The sequence below is a fragment of the Amycolatopsis sp. SID8362 genome (assembly GCF_010550475.1).
Lineage (GTDB): Bacteria > Actinomycetota > Actinomycetes > Mycobacteriales > Pseudonocardiaceae > Amycolatopsis > Amycolatopsis eburnea.
Genome location: NZ_JAAGNB010000201.1, coordinates 1 through 3063 on the forward strand (window position 1 = coordinate 1; position 3063 = coordinate 3063).

The window sequence follows — 3063 nt, forward strand, 5'->3', positions numbered from 1 at the left end:
ACCGGCTGCGCGCGGCGACGGTGGTCCTCGCGGACGGCCGGGTCCTCGACTGCGACGAGCGCCGCGAGCCGGACCTCTTCTGGGCGCTGCGCGGGGCGGGCACCGGCAACTTCGGCGTGGTGACGCGGCTGGTCTTCGACCCCGTGCCCGCGCCGGAAGCCACCAGCTTCCACCTCACCTGGGGCCGCGAGCACGCCGCCGCGCTGGTGCTCGCCTGGCAGGAGTGGCTCGCCGGCGCGCCGCGCGAAGTCGCCCCGAGCCTGATGGTGACGGCGTCGGCGAACCCCGCCGACGAGGCCGTCACGCACCTGTTCGGCACGCTGACCGGCGGGGCGGAGTCGGTCGCGGACTTCGTGCGCTCCCTGCCCGCGCCGGCCACCGACACCCGCGTCACGCTGCCCTACCGCGAAACCAAGGCGTACCTCGCGGAGAACGGGCCGGGCGACGACCACCCGGGCGCGCACCTCTACAGCCGGTCGGAGTTCATCGGCAGGCCGTTGCCCGCCGACGTCGTCGAGGCGCTGCTCGCGGAGTTCGACGACGGGCGCAAGCCGGGGGAGGGCCGCTCCCTGGAGCTGCTGCCCTCGGGCGGCGCGTACAACGACGTCGACCCCGCCGCGACGGCGTTCCCGCACCGGACCGCGCAGTACCTGCTCAAGCACGCCGCCGACCTCGACGCCGACCTCGAGCCCGCCGACGCGCGCAAGTGGCTGAACCGCTCGTGGGACCTGACGCGGCCGTGGGGCACCGGCGGCGCCTACCCGGGCTTCCCCGACCCCGACCTCGAGGACGCTCCCTCGGCGTACTACGGCGCCAACCTCGCCCGGCTGCGGGCGGTCAAGGCGCACTACGACCCGGGCGGGCTGTTCCGGTTCGCCCAGTCCGTGCCGCTCGCTTAGCGGCACGGCCAGGAAGGAGAGGATCCATGACCGAGGCCACGCCCGCGCCGCGGGTCTGCGCGGGGACGCTGTTCACCCGCGGCGACACGGTGCTGCTGCTCCACCGCTCGATCTACGAGAACGGCTGGGACATCCCGGGCGCGCTGGTGGGGCACGGCGAATCGCCCGCCGCGGCCGCGCGGCGCCAGCTGGGCGAGGACCTCGGTCTCGACCGGGAGCCGCGCGGCCTGGTCGTCGTCGACTGGGTGCCGGGCGACGACGGCGACGAGTTCCTCTACGTCTTCGACGGCGGCGAGCTCGCCGACGCCGACATCCGGCTCACCCTCGGCCGCAACGGCCTGGACCGCTCGGAGTGGGTCCCGGTGGACCGGCTCGCCGAGTACCTGCCGCCGGAGCTGGCGGCGCGGTTCACCGTCGCGCACGGCACGGACCGCACCCTCTCGCTGGAGCGCGGGAAGCCCGCCGGCAACGGCTGAAAGTCCGCTCTCGAAAGGAAGAGCCCGGCGGAGCCCGGGCTCTTCCTGTACCCCGACCAGGGAATTCGCGACGGTCAGGGGATTTTTCGCCCGGTACCGATGAGTTCTGCACGCCCGAGCCGTCATATGGGCAGGGGAACACACACACTGGGTGGAAACGAAAACGAGGTACGGCCATGACGATCGAGCAGGCGAGCGCGACGCTGTTGCCGGCGGCGCGATCGCGGCTGCATCAGCAGTTTTCGGCGCTCTCGGAACCGGAGCTGCGGTCCCGGCCCGGGGCCAAGTGGCAGGTCGTCCGCCCGGACGTGGTGCCGGCCTGGGTGGCGGACATGGACTTCCCGGTCGCCGAGCCGATCCGGGAGTCGCTCCACGACCTGATCTCGGGCGGCGACTTCGGCTACCCGGACTGGCCGACGGGCGCGCGGACCGTGCGCGAGGCCTTCGTCGACCGGATGGCCGACCGCTACGGCTGGTTCGTCAACCCGGGTGACGTGCGCGAGTTCACGAACGTCGCGCAGGCCGTGCGCGTGGTGCTGGAGGCGTCGACGCGGCCGGGTGACGGGATCGCCATCCACACGCCGGCGTTCGGCCCGCTCACCAAGATGATCACCAGCCTGGGCCGCCGGGTCGTGCCGATCCCGATGGAGGACACGGAAGCCGGCTGGCGGTTCGACGCCGGGCAGCTGGACGCCGTGCTGGCCGGCGCCAAGCTGCTCCTGCTGGTGAGCCCGCACAACCCGACCGGGCGCGTGTTCACCCGCGCGGAGCTGACCGCGCTCGCCGCCGCCGTCGAGCGCAACGACATGCTGGTCGTCTCCGACGAGCTGCACGCCGACCTCACCTTCGCACCGCACCGGCACATCCCGTTCGCTTCGCTGAGCACGGAAATGGGTGCCCGCACGGTGACCGTGTACGGCGCCAGCAAGGCGTTCAACCTGGCCGGCCTGCGCTGCGCGGTGGCGCACCTCGGTCCGAAGTGGATGCACGCGGTGATCGACGTCCAGGCGGGCCTGCTGGGGTCGGTCAACATCTTCGGCGCGGCCGCGACGGTGGCCGCGTGGACGCAGGGCGACGAGTGGCTCGACGCGACGGTCTCCTACCTCGACCGCAGCCGGTACATGGTCGCCGAGACGATGCGGACCGAGCTGCCGATGGTGCGCTACCACCTGCCGGAGGCGACTTACCTGGCGTGGCTGGACTTCCGGGCGTTCGGCTGGGCCGACCCGACGTCGGTGGTGCGCGAGAACGCGGGGATCGAGATGAGCCCCGGCGAGTCGTTCGGGCGCGGCGGGCAGGGGTTCGCGCGGCTGAACTTCGCGACTTCTTGGCCGTTGCTCTGCGAGCTGAAAGGCCGGGTGGCGCGCAGCGTTCCGTTGCTATCGTCCGTGGCATGAGTGCTCCGGGGCCGCTGCTGATCGAGGTGAGCAGGCTCCTCCGCGGCCCGCTCGGCGAATGCGTCCCGGACGCCGCCGTCCTGGTGACGGACGGGAAGATCGCCGCGGCGGGCCCGCGGGAGTCCGTCGTCGCGCCGGAATCCGCGCGGCGCCTGGCTTTCCCCGGCGCGACGCTGGTGCCCGGCCTGATCGACGGCCACGTGCACCTGGCGATGGACGGCGGCAGCGACCCGGTGGCGGCGTTGCTCGCCGCGGATCCCGACGCGGTCGCGGCGGGCATGGCCGAGCGGG

At 73.3% G+C, this 3063-nt stretch carries 3 protein-coding genes and 1 pseudogene; all 4 read left to right on the forward strand.

The window, feature by feature from the left end; all coding sequences use genetic code 11:
• Positions 1 to 899, forward strand: an 899-nt coding sequence (locus G3I65_RS07310; protein WP_203612307.1) for an FAD-dependent oxidoreductase, incomplete at its 5' end; no start/stop codon positions are given.
• A 26-nt stretch (positions 900 to 925) separates the two neighbouring features.
• Complete coding sequence (locus G3I65_RS07315) at positions 926 to 1375, forward strand: NUDIX domain-containing protein (RefSeq protein ID WP_160695409.1); 450 nt, start codon at positions 926 to 928, stop codon at positions 1373 to 1375.
• Positions 1376 to 1551: 176 nt separating this feature from the next.
• A complete protein-coding gene (locus G3I65_RS07320) occupies positions 1552 to 2772 on the forward strand; it encodes a MalY/PatB family protein (RefSeq protein WP_160695410.1) in 1221 nt (406 codons plus the stop codon).
• A pseudogene (locus G3I65_RS07325) lies at positions 2769 to 3063 on the forward strand (amidohydrolase family protein); the annotation flags it as partial. The gene G3I65_RS07320 and the pseudogene G3I65_RS07325, both read left to right, overlap by 4 nt.

Coding starts and splice junctions, on each gene's coding strand:
- G3I65_RS07320 (WP_160695410.1), top strand. CDS start 1,552: ATGACGATCGAGCAGGCGAGCGCGACGCTGTTGCCGGCGGCGCGATCG.
- G3I65_RS07315 (WP_160695409.1), top strand. CDS start 926: ATGACCGAGGCCACGCCCGCGCCGCGGGTCTGCGCGGGGACGCTGTTC.